Source organism: Terriglobales bacterium, assembly GCA_035543055.1.
GTDB lineage: Bacteria > Acidobacteriota > Terriglobia > Terriglobales > Acidobacteriaceae > JAIQFD01.
Genome location: DATKKJ010000058.1, coordinates 33217 through 48753 on the forward strand (window position 1 = coordinate 33217; position 15537 = coordinate 48753).

A 15537-nucleotide genomic window follows, 5' to 3' on the forward strand; every position below is an offset into this window, starting at 1 on the left:
CATGCTCATGCCAGCGCCCGCTCCACCACGCGGATGATCTGCCGGCGCACGTCTTCCAGTGTCGCCGTGTAGATGTCGACGCGGTTGAGACGCCGGGCGGCGTCGGGCAGGCCCAGCTCGTCCTGCAGCCAGACGGAAAAGTCGTTGGAGATGAGCTTCAGGCGCAGCCGCGCCTCGATGAAGTGATGATGGATGGAGTGCACGCTGACCCGCGCCAGAGCGTCGGCGAATTCGACCAGGTTGCGGGCTACGAACGGCGTGGGCAGCACCACGCTCTCGGCGGCGCAGAAGTAGAAGGGTTCCGCCACCGGCTTCTGCAAAGAGCGCGGATGCCGCCGGGTGAAGTCCTCCACGATCGCGACAATGCGCGCCCGCAGGTCGGCCAGCGAGGTGAACTCGCGCACATCCACCCCGGCCAGCCGTTCGGCGAGCGCAGGCTCACCGCAGGCCGCCAGGGCCCAGTGCGCAAAATCGTTGGAGAACCCTTCGGGGATGAAGTGATGCTCTTCCAGGGTGCGAAAGGTGTGCTGGAAGATGGAGTCGTCGGGGCAGGAGCGTAGTGCCTCCAGCAACTCTCCGAGGTTCCTCGCCACCTCCCGCCCGATGCGGAGCAGGTGGACCGAGGAGTTGAAATAGAAGGGCCGGCGGGCGTCGCCCGGGTGTCCGGAGGGCCTGGGGTTGGGTAGCGCAGCGCTCAACGGCCCCTCCTGCGCGCCCGCAGCCACTGGGAGAGGAAATCCAGCAGTTCGGCGGGAGGCCGGATCCAGAGATGGGCGGCAGTGCTTCGCCATTCCGGACGGACCAGCACCCCAAATCCCCCCGGCCCCAGCGCAGAGAAGGCTTCCTCATCGGTCTGGTCGTCGCCCAGGTAGGCGATCACCGCCTCTTTCCCCATTTCCGCCCGGATGGTGTGGACGGCGTCGGTCTTGTTCCTGTCGGTCACTCGGAGTTCAAGGCCACCGTCGAACTCCAGCAAACCGAGGTTAAAACGGAATGCGAGCGGCATCCACAGCAACAGGACCTTGCTCTTCAACTCAGCCGACTCCGCCTCCGGCAGGCCCCGCCAATGCAGCGCGACGCTTCCCGGTTTGACCTCCGCCCGGTCTCGTAGCCCGAGCTGCTTCAGCCACGCGGACGCCGCGGTCAGCCCCTGCTGCGCCTCCGAGTCCACCACCGTCATCTCGAAGCTGCCGTCCGTGCGCAGCCTTTGCAGGCCGTAGGCCCCCCAGACCTCGGGATAGGGATAGACACCCAGCAACCGCACCACTTCTCCGGCGGGGCGGCCGGTGACCATGACCACCCGCGTGGAGCCCTCGCGCATGATTTCCTGGAGCAACTGGGCCACGCCCGGGTAAGGCATGGCCCGATCACGCTCCACGTTGAAGGGTGCCAAGGTCCCGTCGTAATCGAGCAGGAGAGCGGCCGAGCGCGCACCCGCCAACTGCGCCAAGAATTGTTCGCGGTCCACGATGTCAGTGGTGTCCGGCAAGTTTCACACCCTCCGTTTGCCATCGCCGGACCTGGTCAGGCCACGGATGCGCGTTCGCCGGCGGGAGATTCAAGCCCCTCCGGCATGTCCAGGCGCACCCCGCAGAGGTCCGCCATCAGCGTACCGGCCCACCGGTACACGTTCTGGTCCTTGATGATGCGGCGCATGTGCCGCATGCGTGTCCTCCGCTCGGCCGGGTCCATTTCCAGCGCCGAGTAGATGGCCTGGGCCATCTGGTCGATGTCATAGGGATTCACCAGGAGCGCGTCGCGCAGCTCGTGGGCGGCGCCGGTGAAGCGACTCAGAACGAGCATCCCTTGTTCATCGTGGCGCTCGGCCAGGAACTCCTTGGCCACCAGATTCATGCCATCGTGCAGCGAGGTGACCATGCACACGTCCGCAGCGCGATAGAACCGCTGCAACTCCTGATGACTGTGTTGGCGTTTGAGGAAGACGATAGGTTTCCAGTTCTCTGTTTGGAAGCGCCAGCTGATCCGTTCGGCCTCGGCTTCCACCTCCGCGTACAGGTCGTGGTAGCGCTTGATGTGGGTGCGGCTGGGCGCCCCGACCTGCACGAAGGTGAACTTGTTCCGGTACTCGGGGTACTTCTCGAGGAAGCGCTCGACCGCGAGCAGGCGCTCCAGGATGCCCTTGGTATAGTCCACGCGGTCCACACCCAGGCCGACGTAGAGCGCGTCCACGCCCAGGTCCTTGAGCAGGGCGTTGCGCTCCGTCGCGGACAAGTCCGGCGCAGACCCCGGGCGCGGGGGCTCCTGGAACTCCACGCTGATGGGAAACGGGCGGACCAGGGTCACGTGCCCCTGGCGCTTGACCGAAAAGTGTTCCCAGTCGACCCGCGACTCCAGCGCCCGGTCCACCGTCTGCATGAAATGGTTGCAGTGGGATTGGATGTGGAAGCCCACGAGGTCGGCCGCCAGCAGGCCATCCAGCAACTCCCGCTGCACCGGGCAGATGCCGAAGACCTCCGGGTTCGGCCAGGGGATATGCCAGAAGATCGCCACCCGCGCCTCAGGACGCTTTTCCTTCACGTAGCGCGGCAGCAGGGCGAAGTGATAGTCCTGGGCCAGGAGCACCGGCGTTTCCGTGCCCGCCATCTCTTGCAGCACCGCATCGGCGAACCGGCGGTTCACCCGCTGGTAGTGCTCCCAGTCAGCGCTGCGGAAGGTGGGACGCGTGTGCGCGATGTGGCACAGGGGCCACAACCCCTCGTTCGCGAAGCCATAGTAGTAGCCTTCCTCTTCTTCTTTGCTCAGCCAGACGCGGCGCAGGGTGTAGCGGGGATCGTCCGGCGGGACGCGCAGCCGGTCGTGTCCGTCCACGGTCTCCTGGTCGGCATCGCCGGAGCCATGCGCAAGCCAGGTGCCGTCGCAGGTGCGAAGCACCGGCTCCAGCGCCGTGACCAGGCCACTGGCCGGTACGATCATCTCCACCGCCTTCCCCTTGCGCAGGTGCATGTAAGGCTCGCGGTTGGAGACCACGAACAAGCGGCTGCCCCCCAGCTTGCTGCGCACGTGGACGGCGAGGCGTTCCGCGGTCCACAACGACTCGCCTGCGTCGCGCAGCCGGGCCTCGGTCTCGGCCGCCGACCGGGCCTGCTTCAGGCTCTCCGCAAACGTGGCTACCTCGCTCGCCAGGGGGCGGAAGAAGTCCCAGTCGGGAAAATTGTGACGCGCCGATGTCCGGTTGGTGCGCAGGGCCTTCATCCATTGGGCGACGCTGGCGATCGGGCCGGCGATACTCCAGCGCACGATCAACAGAGTGATGAGTGCGATGGCCAGCGTCTGCACCAGGACATGCAGGAACGTCGTGCGCCACAGGCCTTGCAGCTGGGCATTGATGTAAGTGGCATCGTGCACGATGGCCAGGCCGCCGATCGCGGTCTCATTACCGTGGAGCGGCAGGGCGTAGATGTGCATCAGTACCTCGTCGATGCGCACAAACCTGCTCTGGGCGTGATTGCTGGCGATGGCGCTTCGGACTGCTTCCGGCTCGACGGCGATCCTCTCGGCCAGTTTCGGGGTCATGGCGAGCGCGACGCCCTCGCTGTCATAGACGGCGATCCCGGCCAGGCGTTCGCGGTTGCCGAAGCGAGTCACGATCCGTTGCAACTCGGTGCGCGAACCTCTCGCCGCCAGAGGCTCGACGGTTTCCAGCAGGCTGTCTCCCAGGACTTCGGCCCGCTTCTGCAATTCATTCCTCCGGCTCTGTTTTTCGGAATGAACCTCATACAAGGCGAAGATCGTCGATACCAGGGAAATGCCCAGGACAAGGGAGACGATCAGTCGCAGGCTTAAGCGCATGTTCCGCTGTACTCCCTTCTGTCTTTGCTTTCCGGTGGCCGGGTACGAAGGGCGCGTTGGAGACTATCTGCGGCGCTGACTGCACGAAGCTGAACGGGCTGGTCCCAGCAGGGCTCTGGCGTACTGACAGCCAGGACCCGCCTGTCCGCCTCGCGCAGTCCCTACGCCGCCTCCTTCTCGTCCCAGGAGGGCTTCACGCGCACGGCGCCGGCATATTCGAAGAACCGCTCATAGCAGAAGCGGCAGCGGTACGCGCGCAGCCGAAGGACCCACAGCAACAGGGTCTCAAATCCACCCCTGCGCCGGGAGCGACGCACATCGTGGCTACCGCAATACGGGCACTCCAGCAGCCCAGAGTACAGATGTCGCCACATCATCTCCGGCTTAGATGCGAGAAGCATGCCTGGAGCTTGCTGGCGTAAGGACGATGCCAGGTCGGGACATGGTCCATATCGCGACGATGTCCAGTCGGCCGAGGGGTCGTTGTCGCTTTGCCGTGCCGGCTCTGGCCGGTTTTCCTTTGTGTCCTGCTTTGTGTACCTTTGTTTCTCTTGTGAGCCCTTTCTTGGACTATGCCGCTGCGTCGTAAGGACTGGCTCGGCCTGCTCACCGTCGCCGGTTTCTGCGCCTTCTTCTGCTTCTACGGCCTGGGCGCCTTCGGCCTGACCGGCGCCGATGAGCCCCGCTACGCCCAGATCGCGCGCGAGATGCTTCAGCGCCACGACCTGGTCACCCCCGTGCTGTACGGCAAGCCTTGGCTGGAAAAGCCGGCGCTCTACTACTGGCTGGCGGCTCTCTTCTACAAGCTCTTCGGCGTCAGCGACTGGGCCGCCCGCTTGCCCTCGGCCTCGCTCGCGACCGCGATGGTGTTCGCCATCTACCTCCACGTCCGCCGCTTCCGCCCCGGCGCCGAGCTCGATGCCGCCTTGATGACCGCCTCCTGCGCCGGCGTGATCGGCTTCTCCCGCTCCGCCGCCACCGACATGCCACTGGCCGCCTGCTTCGTTCTCGGCATGCTGGCCTGGCACACTTGGTTCGCCACCGGACGCCGCCTCTGGCTGGCGGCCTTCTATCTTTCCATCGCGCTTGGGACGCTGGCCAAAGGACCGGTGGCCGCGGTCCTGGCCGGACTGATCGTCGTGGTCTTCGCCATTCGCGAGCGCGACTTCGCCATCGTTGTTCGCACTTTGTGGCTTCCCGGAATCGCGCTCTACGTTGCCGCCGTGCTGCCCTGGTACATCGCTGTCCAGTTGCGCAACCCGCAGTTCTTCCGCGAATTCATCCTCCAGCACAACCTGGAGCGCTTCGCCGTCCAGGACCTCTACCACCACCGCCAGCCCTTCTGGTACTACCTGCCGGTCCTGCTGCTGGCCGTGATGCCCTGGACCGTGTACCTCATCGCTGCGCTGCTCGAGCACCTGCGCCACTTCCGCCAGCGCGCCGCGGCCGGCGCAGCCTACGATCCACTGCCGCGCTTTCTGGTCCTCTGGATCATCGTCGTGGTCGTGTTCTTCTCGCTCTCCCAATCGAAGCTTCCCGGATACATTCTGCCCGCCATCCCGCCCTGCACCATCCTGGTCGCCGACTGGCTCCAGCGTCGCGGCGACAAGCCGGTGCGCTGGTGGCGTGCCGCGGTCCACGCCGCCTGCGTGGCTGCGCTGACGATCGGCGCCGTCCTCGCGCCCTTGCTGGTGGCCGCTCGCCGCGCCGGACATCCCCTCGTCCTCTCGCCGCAATTCAGGACGCTGGCCATTGTCCTCGGCCTCGCCATCTTTGCCGCCGTGCTCCTCACCCTTGGCCTCCGCGGTCTCTCCATGCTGCGCTTCGTCACCCTGGCGCCCGTGATCTTCGGGGTCGCCTGGCTGCTCCGTGCCGGCGGCCCGACGCTCGACAACGCCCTCTCCGCCCGCCCGGTCGCCCGCCAGGTCGTTGAGATCACCGGCGGCAAGGCGCCCGTCGCTCTGTACTCTCCCGGACACCGCGTCAAAGGCGAGGGCGCCAACCGCGAGATCGAATACGGCCTCGCCTTCTATCGCAACCAGCCCATCCCTCGTTACGATCGCGAAGAGGTCCCCGCCGCCGACCACCTCGTGGTCGGGCGCACCGGGGACGAGCGTGACATCGCCGACGCCGTCGCCCCGCGACGCCTCTCCCACATCGGCTCTTTTCCCGCCCAGCGCCTGGAATTTTTCTGGATCTCCCCGCCCCCGCCCCCCGCTGAAGAGCACCCGCATCACCACTAAAGGGATTACGTGGCGCGGCCGCCCCCGGCCGCGCTGTGCTTTTCCTGAACGAAGTTGTAGCCCGGCCGCCCCGGCCGGGCCCTCTTACGCCGTATCCACCATGGTTCCCGCGACCGCATCCCTTGGCGCTGCCGCCCCGGCACAGCTAGACTTTTCCTGGGTGTCCCCCGCGCTGGTCCCGGCATCCCCCGCCGCCCACGCACAGGAGCATTCTCTGGACATCATCGACCTCAGGCACTTTGCTTCCAAGGACCTCCGTTCTCTGCTCGAGGAGGAGTCGCGGGAGTGGGTGCGCCAACTCGATTGGGATTATCACGGCTCGGCGGAGATGATCCTCCGCTACGTAGATGCCAAGATCCTCCCCGGATACGCCGCCGTCGATCACGGCCACGTGCGCGGCTACGCCTTCTTCGTCTACGAGGGCGGCAAGGGCGTCATCGGCGATCTCTATGTCCATCCCGGCTCCCGCCAGGGCAACGGCGACGCCCTGCAATCCGCCCTGCTCACCCACGTCATCGAGACCCTGCAACATTCACCCGGCATCCACCGCGTCGAGGCCCAGTTGCTGATGCACGAGACCGGCGCCGTCACCCGCCCCTTCTTGCAGCAGGGATTCCGCGGCTATCGCCGCCTCTTCATGGTTCTGCCGCTCGCCCAGGGTGCCACACCCGGGTCCGCTGTCGGCTCGGGTGGGAATGGACCCGATCACCTGACACTTCCTCCCGACATCGAACTGCGCAAGTGGAGCGAAGCCGATTTCCAGGGCGCGGCCTCGGTCATCACCGCTGCCTACCGCGGTCACGTGGACGCCGAGATCAACGACCAGTACCGCAGCGTCAGCGGCTCCATGCGCTTCCTGAACAACATCGTGCGCTTTCCCGGGTGCGGCGTGTTCGATGGGGAGTCGTCGTTCGTGGCCATCAGCCGCCGCACCCACACCGTGGTCGGCATCATCCTCTGCTCGCGGGTCAAGGAGGATGTCGGGCACGTCACCCAGGTCTGTGTGCTGCCCGAGCATCGCGGCCGCCAGATCGGAGAGTCGCTGATGGCGGCCACCACCGCCGAACTGCGCCGCCGACACTTCTCCTCGCTCTCCCTCACCGTCACCGAGGCCAACCACCGCGCCGTCGAGCTCTACAAGCGGTTAGGCTTCGATGTGATCAGGGTCTTCGATGCATTTGTCTGGGAAGGCTAGAAGGATTGTGTAATTGTGTAATCGGGGAATTGTGTAATTGAAAATCGCCCCTGCAAATTACCCGATTACCCAATTACCCAATTTCTCAATGCCTGATGAGCCACATCACCCATCCGCCCGCGATGACTCCCGCCGCGAAGAACGCGAAGCACTTCGCTCCGTAGCGGAACATCTCCCGGGGGGTATTGCGCTGGGTGATGCCGAACACGACCGAGGCGAACAGCGAGAACACCAGCGCGGCGGAAAAGTGCGACAGGATCATGGTTTCTTCCCGATGGCGATGTGGTAGGCATCCACCGCGCTGATCACGTTCAGCAGCCCGGACGCGATAATGAACATCGTCCCGTAGGATGCGGTGGCCAGTTGGATGGCCCCCCGCCCGATCTCCAGCGCCCGGCTCACGATGTACAGCCCGCCCGCCCCCGCGTCCCCCACGAACCCCAGCACGTCCAGGATGTCGCCCGTGTTGGGCGCGTACACCTTGCCCTCCATCAGGATGCCGAGCACGAACATGGTGCCCACCGACGCCATCAGCAGCAGGCCCCGGCCCCAGCGCTTCTGGATCAAGTGCCCCGCGCCCGGGATGAGCCATCCCACCGCCGGGGCCACGACGGCCATCGCCGTCAGCGGCGGAGCGGGAGTAGGTTTTGTCGCGGCTGCCTTGGCCATCTAGATGAGAATGATCTCCCGCTGGATTTTACCAGTGACTTCGGCCTTGCCGGGACGCACCAGCACGTTCACCTCGCTGCGCACGCCGAATTCCGGAAGGTAGATACCCGGCTCGATGGAATTGCAGGTGAAGGGAATGACTTCGCGCTCGTCTTTGGTCTCCAGGTTGTCCATGTTGGGGCCGTTGCCGTGGACGTCGGCGCTGCCGATCGAGTGCCCGGTCCGGTGGGTAAAGTATTTGCCGTAGCCCTTCGACTCGATGAACTCCCGCGTCGCCTTGTCCACCTCCCAGCCGTACAGCTTGCGCCCGGCGGAGATGGCCTCCTGCATCGTCTTCACCCCCACGTCGCGCGCCGCGGTCACGATGCCGAACACCTCGCGCTGCTTGTCGCTCGGCGTCTTGCCCACGAATCCCGTCCACGTGATGTCGTAGAACACCGCGCCCGGGCGCTCCTTCTTCCCCCACACGTCCAGCAGCACCCAGTCGCCCTCTTTGATCTGCTGCGAGCGCGTGGAACTCGGCTCGTAGTGCGGGTCTCCGGCGTTGGCATTCACCGCCACCACCGGCCCGTCCGGGGTCGTGATCCCCTCCCGGCGGAACGCCTCCAGGAACCACTGCTGGATCTCGTACTCGCTGGTGCCGCCGTGGCGCACCCGCCGCCCGATCTCCTTGAACGCTTCTTCCACGATGCGGTCGATCGCGTCCCGCGCCTCAAAGTGCGAGCGCACCTGGTCTTCGTTCCACGCCGCTTCGAACCGGCTCACCAGGTCGGCTGAGCTGACGATCTCCTTGCCGAAGCTGCGCAACAGCTCCACCGTCCCTGCGTCCACCAGCCCGATATACGGGATGGCGTTCTGCGGCGAGTACTCCATGGCGATGGTCTTGTGCCCGGCCAGCATCTGTTTCAGGTGCTCGTGCTGCTCCGGCCACGACGAGTACTCCCGCTTCCGCCCCGGCAAGGTGTCCAGGTGATGGCTCTCGATGCGATGGTTCAGCTTCTCCGGCTCGCCTTCCGCCGGCACCACGTAGTACCAGCGGCGCGTCACCATCAGGCTCGCCGGCACTCCCAGGATGCTGTAGGCGATGGGGTCCCGGTGATGGTGGTCGTAGAACAGCCAGGCGTCGAACTTTCGCTCCCGCAGCGCAGACTGGATGGCCTTCAGGTCCATAGCGAATCTTCTATTTAATCACACATCTTCACAAAGTAGCCCGCGCGCCCTCGCGCGGGCCATCCCCAACGAAGTTGTAGCCCGGCCGCCCTCGGCCGGGCCCGGTGGAAGCCCCCGGCTTCAGCCGGGGGACGATAAGTCCCTAAGAGGATGCGGCTTCAGCCGCGGCCACGCCGAGCACCCGCCTCTTCTGCTCCACCCTCAGCGTCTCGCACGCCGTCCTTAGTACGAACCGCGGGATCCGGTCACGAATCATCAGAAGATAGGGAACTGTCTTCCCCGGATCGGATTTCGCCGTCTCCCGCAGCAGCCATCCCAATCCCTTCTGCACCATGTCGTCCTGGTCCTGGCGCAGGAGTTCCGTGACCCGCTTGATCTCGGGGAAGAACAAGTGCTTCCGCGTGCCCCGGATCAGCCCCACCGTCGCCGCCCGCCGGTGCCAGCGGTTTCTCGACTTCGCCCACGCAAATACCCGCGCCGCCCGCTTGGGCTCCGCCGCAATCATCGGCCCGATCAGATAGTGCACCAGCCCGTCGTGGTCCGCCCAGCTGCTGACCCGCGAAAGCCACGATTCGAAGAGCTTGAATTCCTTGTCGCCGAACTTCCCGACCGACTTCTCCAGCAACAACACTGCGAACACTTTTTCTTCCAGATTGTCGCCCCGGAAGAGGGCGTCTGCCACCTTCACGGCATCCCCGCCGCTGGCCGCCATCTCCCGCGCGCTCTTGCGCGCGAACCGCCTCAGGTCTGCGGTGTACCAGCCGTGCGACCGGATCTCTTCTTTGAAGAACCACTGCACGCCCTTGGCATGCTCCGCCGACCCGCCCCGCTTCAACGCGGAGCGGATTTCGCGCGCTGTCCCAGCCGAACTCTTCATATTGTCATCAATCTCGACAAAGTAGCCCGCGCGCCCTCGCGCGGGCCGCTTGTGACGTAGCGCCGGCGTCTCGCCGGCTGTCCTGAGGGCGTCCCGCCCTCAGCCCTCCACGCGAAACTAAGCGCCTTCACGGGCGGCAGAACGTTCCGGCCTCACCGCCCGGTCATAGGCGAACAGCGCCACCGCTGTCGCCAACCCGATTCCCGTCACCGCCCACCACACCCGCTCCGGCTGTTTGTTCACCTCGCCGAAATGGTGCATCAGCGCGCCTCCCGCCCATCCCCCGATGAACGATCCGATCCCGATGGGCAGGAACGCGAACCCCATGTACGTTCCCTGCTGCCCAGACGGCGCCAGCCGCGAGATGTAATCGTAATAGCGCGGCGCCTGGATGATCTCCCCGATCGCCAGCACCAGGATCGACGCCACCGCCCCCCACACCGTCGGCCGGAACGCCAGGATCAGCCACGACAGCGACGTGATCACCGTCCCGATGATCACCGCCTGGAAGGCCGGGATCTTGCGCGTCAGGTAATTCACCGCGATGGTGCAACAGATCACCGTCAGCCCGTCGGTGATCAGGATCAGCTCTACGTCGGCGCGCGGGTCCACGTAGCTGTGCAGGTACCCGGGCAGGCTGATGTACTGCTGCCAGAACACCACCCAGTAGCCCGTGAAGATGATCAGGAAGGACATGAACTTCCAATTCCGCACCACGGTGGCGAAGTTGCGCGCCACTTCGCCCATGGTGGGCGCTGGCGCCTCGCCCGCCTTGCGCGGCTCGCGGAAGAAGATGAGCACCACCACGAACATCGCGAACACGCTCAGCGCCGCCACCCGGTAGACGTTCTCCACCCCCAGGTTGCGGTGTGCCCACGAGGCCACGTACGGCCCCGCCGCCCCGCCCACGTTCACCAGCGTGTAGTAGATCGAGTAGCCGATCGAGCGCACGTTCTCCTTTGATGCCCGCGCCGTCGTGCCCACCACGCACGGCTTCACCAGCGAGATGCCCAGTGCCGGCAGCATCAGGATGAACCCGACGAACAGCCCCAGCGGCACCGCGTTGCGCACCGGCCCCAGCCACGGCGCTCCGATGGACCCGATCAGGAAGTACGCCACCGCCAGGATGAGGTACGCCACCGACAGCGCCCGCCGGAATCCCAGCCGGTCCGCCGCCGCCCCGCCGAAGATGGCCAGGAACCATACCATCCCCCCGAAGATGCCGGTCAGGGTCCCCGTCTGCTGGGTCGAGAAATCCAGTTTCTCCTGGAGATAGAGCGCGAGTGAAGAGAACGCGCCGTAGTAGGAAAGTCGCTCGAAAATCTCGCTGATGTTGGCGACCCAGAAAGGCCGCTCGAATCCCGTCCGTACCTCTTCCAGCCGCTGCGCAAAGCTCAATCGCTCTCCTTGATCTTCACAAAGCAGCCCGTGCGCCCTCGCACGGGCCGCTCACCTACCGCCGGGCGTCGCCCTCAGATCGCGCTACGCAATCTCTCTTCCACCTGCGCCGCCGTCAGCCCGCGCACGCGCATCACTTTGCTCCTGCTGGATTGCCCGGCGGCTATGCTAACCGACCCTCGTGGCACCCGCAAAACCTCTGCCAGCAACTCGATCACCGCCTCGTTCGCCCGTCCCTCCACCGGCGGCGCGGTCAGCGCGATCTTCAGCGCCTCCCCCACCTCTCCCGTGATCGCGTTCCTCTTCGCCCGCGGATGCACCTTCACCGCGAACGTCACCATCCCGCCGCTCTCCTTGATCGGGATCATGAACGCACAAAGTAGCCCGCGCGCCCTCGCGCGGGCCAAGCTATTTCTTTGCTCTCTCCCCGAAGATCGCCGTCCCCACCCTCACGCACGTCGACCCCTCTTCGATCGCAACCTCGAAATCATGCGACATGCCGATGGAGAGCTCTCTGACGCCCGGCCACTTGCGCGCTACCTCCTCGCGCAGCTCCCGCATCCTGCGAAAATAGGGGCGTGCGCCCTCCGGGTCTTCGGTGAACGGCGGGATCGCCATCAATCCCCGGACCTCCACCTTCTTGAACTCCGCCCGCAACAGCTCTTCCAGGTCGCCGGAGTGCGGATCCACTCCGGACTTCGCCTCTTCGCCGCCGATGTTGATCTCGATCAGTACCGGCAAGGGCTTCTCCGCCGCCTCATCCAACTTCCGCGCCAGCTTGAGCGAATCCACCGAATCGACGGCTCCAAACAATTCCGCCGCCTTCTTCGCCTTGTTCGATTGCAGGTGCCCGATCAGATGCCACTCCGCTTCCGCCAGGTCGTGCAGGGCCGCGGCCTTGCTCTCGAATTCCTGCACCCGGTTTTCCCCGAACAGGCGGATCCCCGCCGCGTACGCCTCCCCGATGCGTTCTGGCTCCACCGTCTTGCTCACCGCCATCAGCTTGATCTCATCCGGCCAGCGCCCCGCCCGCAGCCCCGCCGCCGCCATCCGCTCACGCACCCGCGCGATGTTGTCCGCGATCGACACTCGAAGAACCTACCACAGAGACACAGAGGGCACAGAGAACCCAGAAAAACTCTGTGCGCTCTGTGCCTGTGGTGAAAAGATCCTTCGGCTTCGCACTCAGGACGACCGCGCCGGGCTCCCGCCCCGCTCACGCCCGGCAAGCGCGGTCACATGATGGCTGTCGGCGGCGCCGGCTCGTCCGGCGACCCCGCGTTGGCCAGCGGCAGCCTGATCATCACCGCGATCAGCACCGCGAACGCGATCAGCCCCGAGATCCAGTGGTTGCCCCATTCCAGTTGGAAGAGCTGGCCGGGACCTCCCTTGGCCAGTTGCTGCGCGATGATGGCCGCGATCACGATCCCGCACAGCGCCTCGCCCGCGATCAGCCCCGACGCCGTTAGCACCCCGGTGTTGTCCACTCGTGCCTTCTGTGCTTCGTTGTAGCCGCGCTTGTCGCGGATCTTGTCCGTGCCCCAGCGCACCAGCCCGCCCACGAAGATGGCGAACGTGGTCTCCAGCGGCAGGTACATTCCCACCGAGAACAGCATTGGGCTGCGCACCTCCAGCATGATCATGGCGAAACCCATGAAGATCCCCACCACCACCAGCGGCCAGGCCATGTTGCCGCCCACGATGCCCTGCGCCAGCATCGCCATCAGCCCGGCTTGCGGCGCCGACAGGGCCGCGCTGCCGAAGGTGTACGCCTTGTGCAGCATCATCAGCGGGAAGAACAGCACCAGGCTGGCGATCACGATCCCGATCAAGTCCCCGATCTGCATCTTCGACGGGGTGCCGCCCAGGATGTGTCCGACCTTCAGGTCCTGCAGCATTTCGCCGGCGACCGCCGACGACACGCAAACCACCGCCGCCACCCCCAGTACCGCCGCCACCCCGCCCGGCCCCTTGACCCCCAGCGCCACCATCAACAGCGCCGCCACCACCAGCGTGCACAGCGTCAGCCCGGACACCGGGTTGTTCGACGACCCGATCATCCCCACCAGGTTCCCCGAGACCGCCGCGAAGAAGAACCCCAGCACCAGCATCACGATCGCTGCCACCGCCGCGCCGGGCAACGTCTTGGAGAAGTACAGGTACAGCAGCACCATGCAGATGAACACCACGCTGATGCCCAGGAAAACCACCTTCGAGCTCAGGTCCTGCTCGGTCCGGTCGGCCGCCTTGTGCGCTTCCGTCGATTTCTTCAGGTCCGAGATCGCCCGCCTCATGCCCACGATCAGTTGCTTTCGCATGCGGAACAGCGTGAACCCGGCGCCCACCAGCATGCCGCCCACCGCGATCGGACGCACGATCGAGTACCACACGCTGCGCGCCAGGTCACCCGGCCCCAGCGTCGTTCCCGCCGGCAGGTTCGCCGTGATCCCCGGCGACAGGAAGTAAACGAGGAGCGGGACTAAGAGTCCCCACGAAATCACCCCGCCCGCAAAATTCAGCGCCGCCAGCCTCGGCCCGATGATATAGCCAACGCCGAGATAGGCGGGGCTGACGGCCGGGGAATTGAACACCGTCAGGCCGCCGGTGGCGACCGACGGCGCGTTGGCGCCACGGCCCACCCGCAGCCCGCCCATCATGGACGCGATATTCACCGGGATGGCGCGGATGTACCAGAACAGGTTGATCTGCGACAGGAAGTACATCACCGCGCCGAAGCCCATGTTGGCGAACAGGATCTTGGCCGCCTTGGCGCCCTGCTGCCCGGCCTTGTGGATCTCCGAGGCGGCCACCGACTCGGGGTAGGGAAGCTCGGGGTCCTCGACCATCACCCGGCGCAGCAGGGTGACGAAGAGGATGCCCAGCGTGCCGCCCACCGCCATCAGTGCCACCGACGGCCAGTAGGCATGCTCCATGTCGAACACCGGCCACACCCCGGCCAGCACGAAGGCGGGGATGGTGAAGACGGCGCCGGCGGCCACCGATTCGCCGATCGACCCGATGGTCCGGGCGATGTTCTCCTCCAGGATCGAGCCCTTGGCCAGCCGCAGCAGCGACATGCCGATCACCGCCGCCGGGTAGGTGGCGGCGATGGTCATCCCCGCCTTCAGGCCCAGATAAGCATTGGCGAAGCCCAGGATGGCGGTCAGCGGCAGCCCGATCAGGACCGCCCGGAACGTGAACTCTTTCATCTCCCGGTCTACCGGTACATAGGGGCGGTACTTGCGCTCGGCGCCGCTCGGGGGTGCAGTCGTACTCATCCGATTAAGCCTCGCAGAATCGAAGGGTTAGATGCGTGTTGCGGTCAGACCGGACAGGCTAGCACCGGCCCGAGTGCGGCACAAGTGCCGCACGCTGCGCTATACTGTTGGACGTCTCCCGATTCGAGGAGTTGGAGGGTCGTCTTCAGCAGTAGCAGTGACCTAAGCCGGGCCCGGGCCCAGATCCCAAGCAGGGCGGGGCATTTCGCGTGGCTGGACGAAGCCGCTCAGGCTGTGCTGGCCATCCTGTTCCCCGCCGACTGCCGACTTTGCCGCCAGCCCCTCACCCGCCTCTCCCGCCTGCCCGTCTGCGACGCCTGCCTCCAAGCCATCCGCCCTACCGACTGCCACACCTGTAGCCTCTGCGGCGAGCGCCTGGAGAGCCAGTTTGCTGAAGGACTCTGCGGGATGTGCCGCCGCATCGAGCCGCGCTTCGCCAAAGCGGCGGCGTATGGCGCCTACGACGGCGGCCTGCGCGAACTCATCCATCTCCTGAAGTACGAACAGGTGCGCCCGGCGGCCCGCGTCCTGGGACGCATGCTGGCCGAAGTCCTCGACGACCTCCGCCCCAGTTTCGGCGACACTTTGCCGCTCATCGTCCCGGTGCCTTTGCATGGCGCCAAGCTGCGCGAGCGCGGATTCAACCAGTCAGAAGAGATCGCCCGCGCCGCCCTCAAGCTGCGCCCCGGGTTCCCGATGAGCACCCGTGCGCTGGTGCGCCGGCGCGCCACCGCCTCGCAGATCGGCCTGACCCGGGCCCAGCGCCGGGCCAATGTCCGCGGGGCCTTCGCAGTCATGGCGCCGGAACAGATCGCCGGCCGCGACGTCGTCCTGGTGGACGACGTCTTCACCACCGGCACCACCGTCTCCGAGTGCGCGCGCGTCCTGCGCCGCGCC

Annotated in this window: 15 protein-coding genes; 3 read left to right on the forward strand and 12 right to left on the reverse strand. The window is 65.9% G+C overall.

All coding sequences use genetic code 11. The annotated features are described in order from the left end of the window. Positions 1-5: 5 nt before the first annotated feature. The 4 genes from VMS96_04910 to VMS96_04925 form a co-directional block, all read right to left on the reverse strand. Positions 6-698, reverse strand: coding sequence for a DUF5752 family protein (locus VMS96_04910; GenBank protein HVP42746.1), 693 nt, complete (start codon positions 696-698; stop codon positions 6-8). Then, positions 695-1489, reverse strand: coding sequence for a trehalose-phosphatase (locus tag VMS96_04915; GenBank protein ID HVP42747.1), 795 nt, complete (start codon positions 1487-1489; stop codon positions 695-697). Before VMS96_04915 ends, VMS96_04910 begins: the two co-directional genes overlap by 4 nt. Before the next feature lie 35 nt (positions 1490-1524). Then, a complete protein-coding gene (locus VMS96_04920) occupies positions 1525-3810 on the reverse strand; it encodes a trehalose-6-phosphate synthase (protein HVP42748.1) in 2286 nt (761 codons plus the stop codon). A 161-nt stretch (positions 3811-3971) separates the two neighbouring features. Next, positions 3972-4211, reverse strand: a complete 240-nt coding sequence (locus tag VMS96_04925) for a hypothetical protein (protein ID HVP42749.1) — start codon at positions 4209-4211, stop codon at positions 3972-3974. Between the two features lie 171 nt (positions 4212-4382). Here VMS96_04925 and VMS96_04930 point away from each other — a divergent pair, with 171 nt between their 5' ends. Further along, positions 4383-6053, forward strand: coding sequence for a glycosyltransferase family 39 protein (locus VMS96_04930; GenBank protein ID HVP42750.1), 1671 nt, complete (start codon positions 4383-4385; stop codon positions 6051-6053). 160 nt (positions 6054-6213) lie between these two features. Next, positions 6214-7248, forward strand: a complete 1035-nt coding sequence (locus VMS96_04935) for a GNAT family N-acetyltransferase (protein HVP42751.1) — start codon at positions 6214-6216, stop codon at positions 7246-7248. An 85-nt stretch (positions 7249-7333) separates the two neighbouring features. Here the strand turns inward: VMS96_04935 and VMS96_04940 are convergent, their stop codons facing one another. The 8 genes from VMS96_04940 to VMS96_04975 form a co-directional block, all read right to left on the reverse strand. Beyond that, a complete protein-coding gene (locus VMS96_04940; protein ID HVP42752.1) occupies positions 7334-7510 on the reverse strand; it encodes a hypothetical protein in 177 nt (58 codons plus the stop codon). Then, positions 7507-7917, reverse strand: coding sequence for a DUF6677 family protein (locus VMS96_04945; GenBank protein HVP42753.1), 411 nt, complete (start codon positions 7915-7917; stop codon positions 7507-7509). The genes VMS96_04940 and VMS96_04945 overlap by 4 nt, the downstream gene beginning before the upstream one ends. Then, a complete protein-coding gene (locus tag VMS96_04950; GenBank protein HVP42754.1) occupies positions 7918-9087 on the reverse strand; it encodes a Xaa-Pro peptidase family protein in 1170 nt (389 codons plus the stop codon). Between the two features lie 142 nt (positions 9088-9229). Continuing rightward, entirely contained in the window at positions 9230-9964 is a 735-nt protein-coding gene (locus VMS96_04955; protein HVP42755.1) for a DNA alkylation repair protein, read from the reverse strand. Between the two features lie 117 nt (positions 9965-10081). Continuing rightward, positions 10082-11362 (reverse strand): MFS transporter, encoded by a 1281-nt coding sequence (locus VMS96_04960; protein HVP42756.1) that lies wholly within the window; start codon positions 11360-11362, stop codon positions 10082-10084. A 74-nt stretch (positions 11363-11436) separates the two neighbouring features. Next, on the reverse strand, positions 11437-11730 hold the full coding sequence (locus VMS96_04965) for a DUF167 domain-containing protein (protein HVP42757.1): 294 nt from the start codon (positions 11728-11730) through the stop codon (positions 11437-11439). Between the two features lie 40 nt (positions 11731-11770). Next, positions 11771-12451 (reverse strand): YggS family pyridoxal phosphate-dependent enzyme, encoded by a 681-nt coding sequence (locus VMS96_04970; GenBank protein ID HVP42758.1) that lies wholly within the window; start codon positions 12449-12451, stop codon positions 11771-11773. A 146-nt stretch (positions 12452-12597) separates the two neighbouring features. Next, on the reverse strand, positions 12598-14640 hold the full coding sequence (locus VMS96_04975) for an oligopeptide transporter, OPT family (GenBank protein ID HVP42759.1): 2043 nt from the start codon (positions 14638-14640) through the stop codon (positions 12598-12600). 234 nt (positions 14641-14874) lie between these two features. On the opposite strand from VMS96_04975, the gene VMS96_04980 reads away from it, so the two are divergent. Further along, positions 14875-15537 (forward strand): ComF family protein (locus VMS96_04980; protein ID HVP42760.1); only part of this gene is annotated, 663 nt, incomplete at its 3' end.

Coding starts and splice junctions, on each gene's coding strand:
- VMS96_04920 (HVP42748.1), bottom strand. CDS start 3,810: ATGCGCTTAAGCCTGCGACTGATCGTCTCCCTTGTCCTGGGCATTTCC.
- VMS96_04925 (HVP42749.1), bottom strand. CDS start 4,211: ATGCTTCTCGCATCTAAGCCGGAGATGATGTGGCGACATCTGTACTCT.
- VMS96_04930 (HVP42750.1), top strand. CDS start 4,383: ATGCCGCTGCGTCGTAAGGACTGGCTCGGCCTGCTCACCGTCGCCGGT.
- VMS96_04940 (HVP42752.1), bottom strand. CDS start 7,510: ATGATCCTGTCGCACTTTTCCGCCGCGCTGGTGTTCTCGCTGTTCGCC.
- VMS96_04945 (HVP42753.1), bottom strand. CDS start 7,917: ATGGCCAAGGCAGCCGCGACAAAACCTACTCCCGCTCCGCCGCTGACG.
- VMS96_04950 (HVP42754.1), bottom strand. CDS start 9,087: ATGGACCTGAAGGCCATCCAGTCTGCGCTGCGGGAGCGAAAGTTCGAC.
- VMS96_04955 (HVP42755.1), bottom strand. CDS start 9,964: ATGAAGAGTTCGGCTGGGACAGCGCGCGAAATCCGCTCCGCGTTGAAG.
- VMS96_04965 (HVP42757.1), bottom strand. CDS start 11,730: ATGATCCCGATCAAGGAGAGCGGCGGGATGGTGACGTTCGCGGTGAAG.
- VMS96_04975 (HVP42759.1), bottom strand. CDS start 14,640: ATGAGTACGACTGCACCCCCGAGCGGCGCCGAGCGCAAGTACCGCCCC.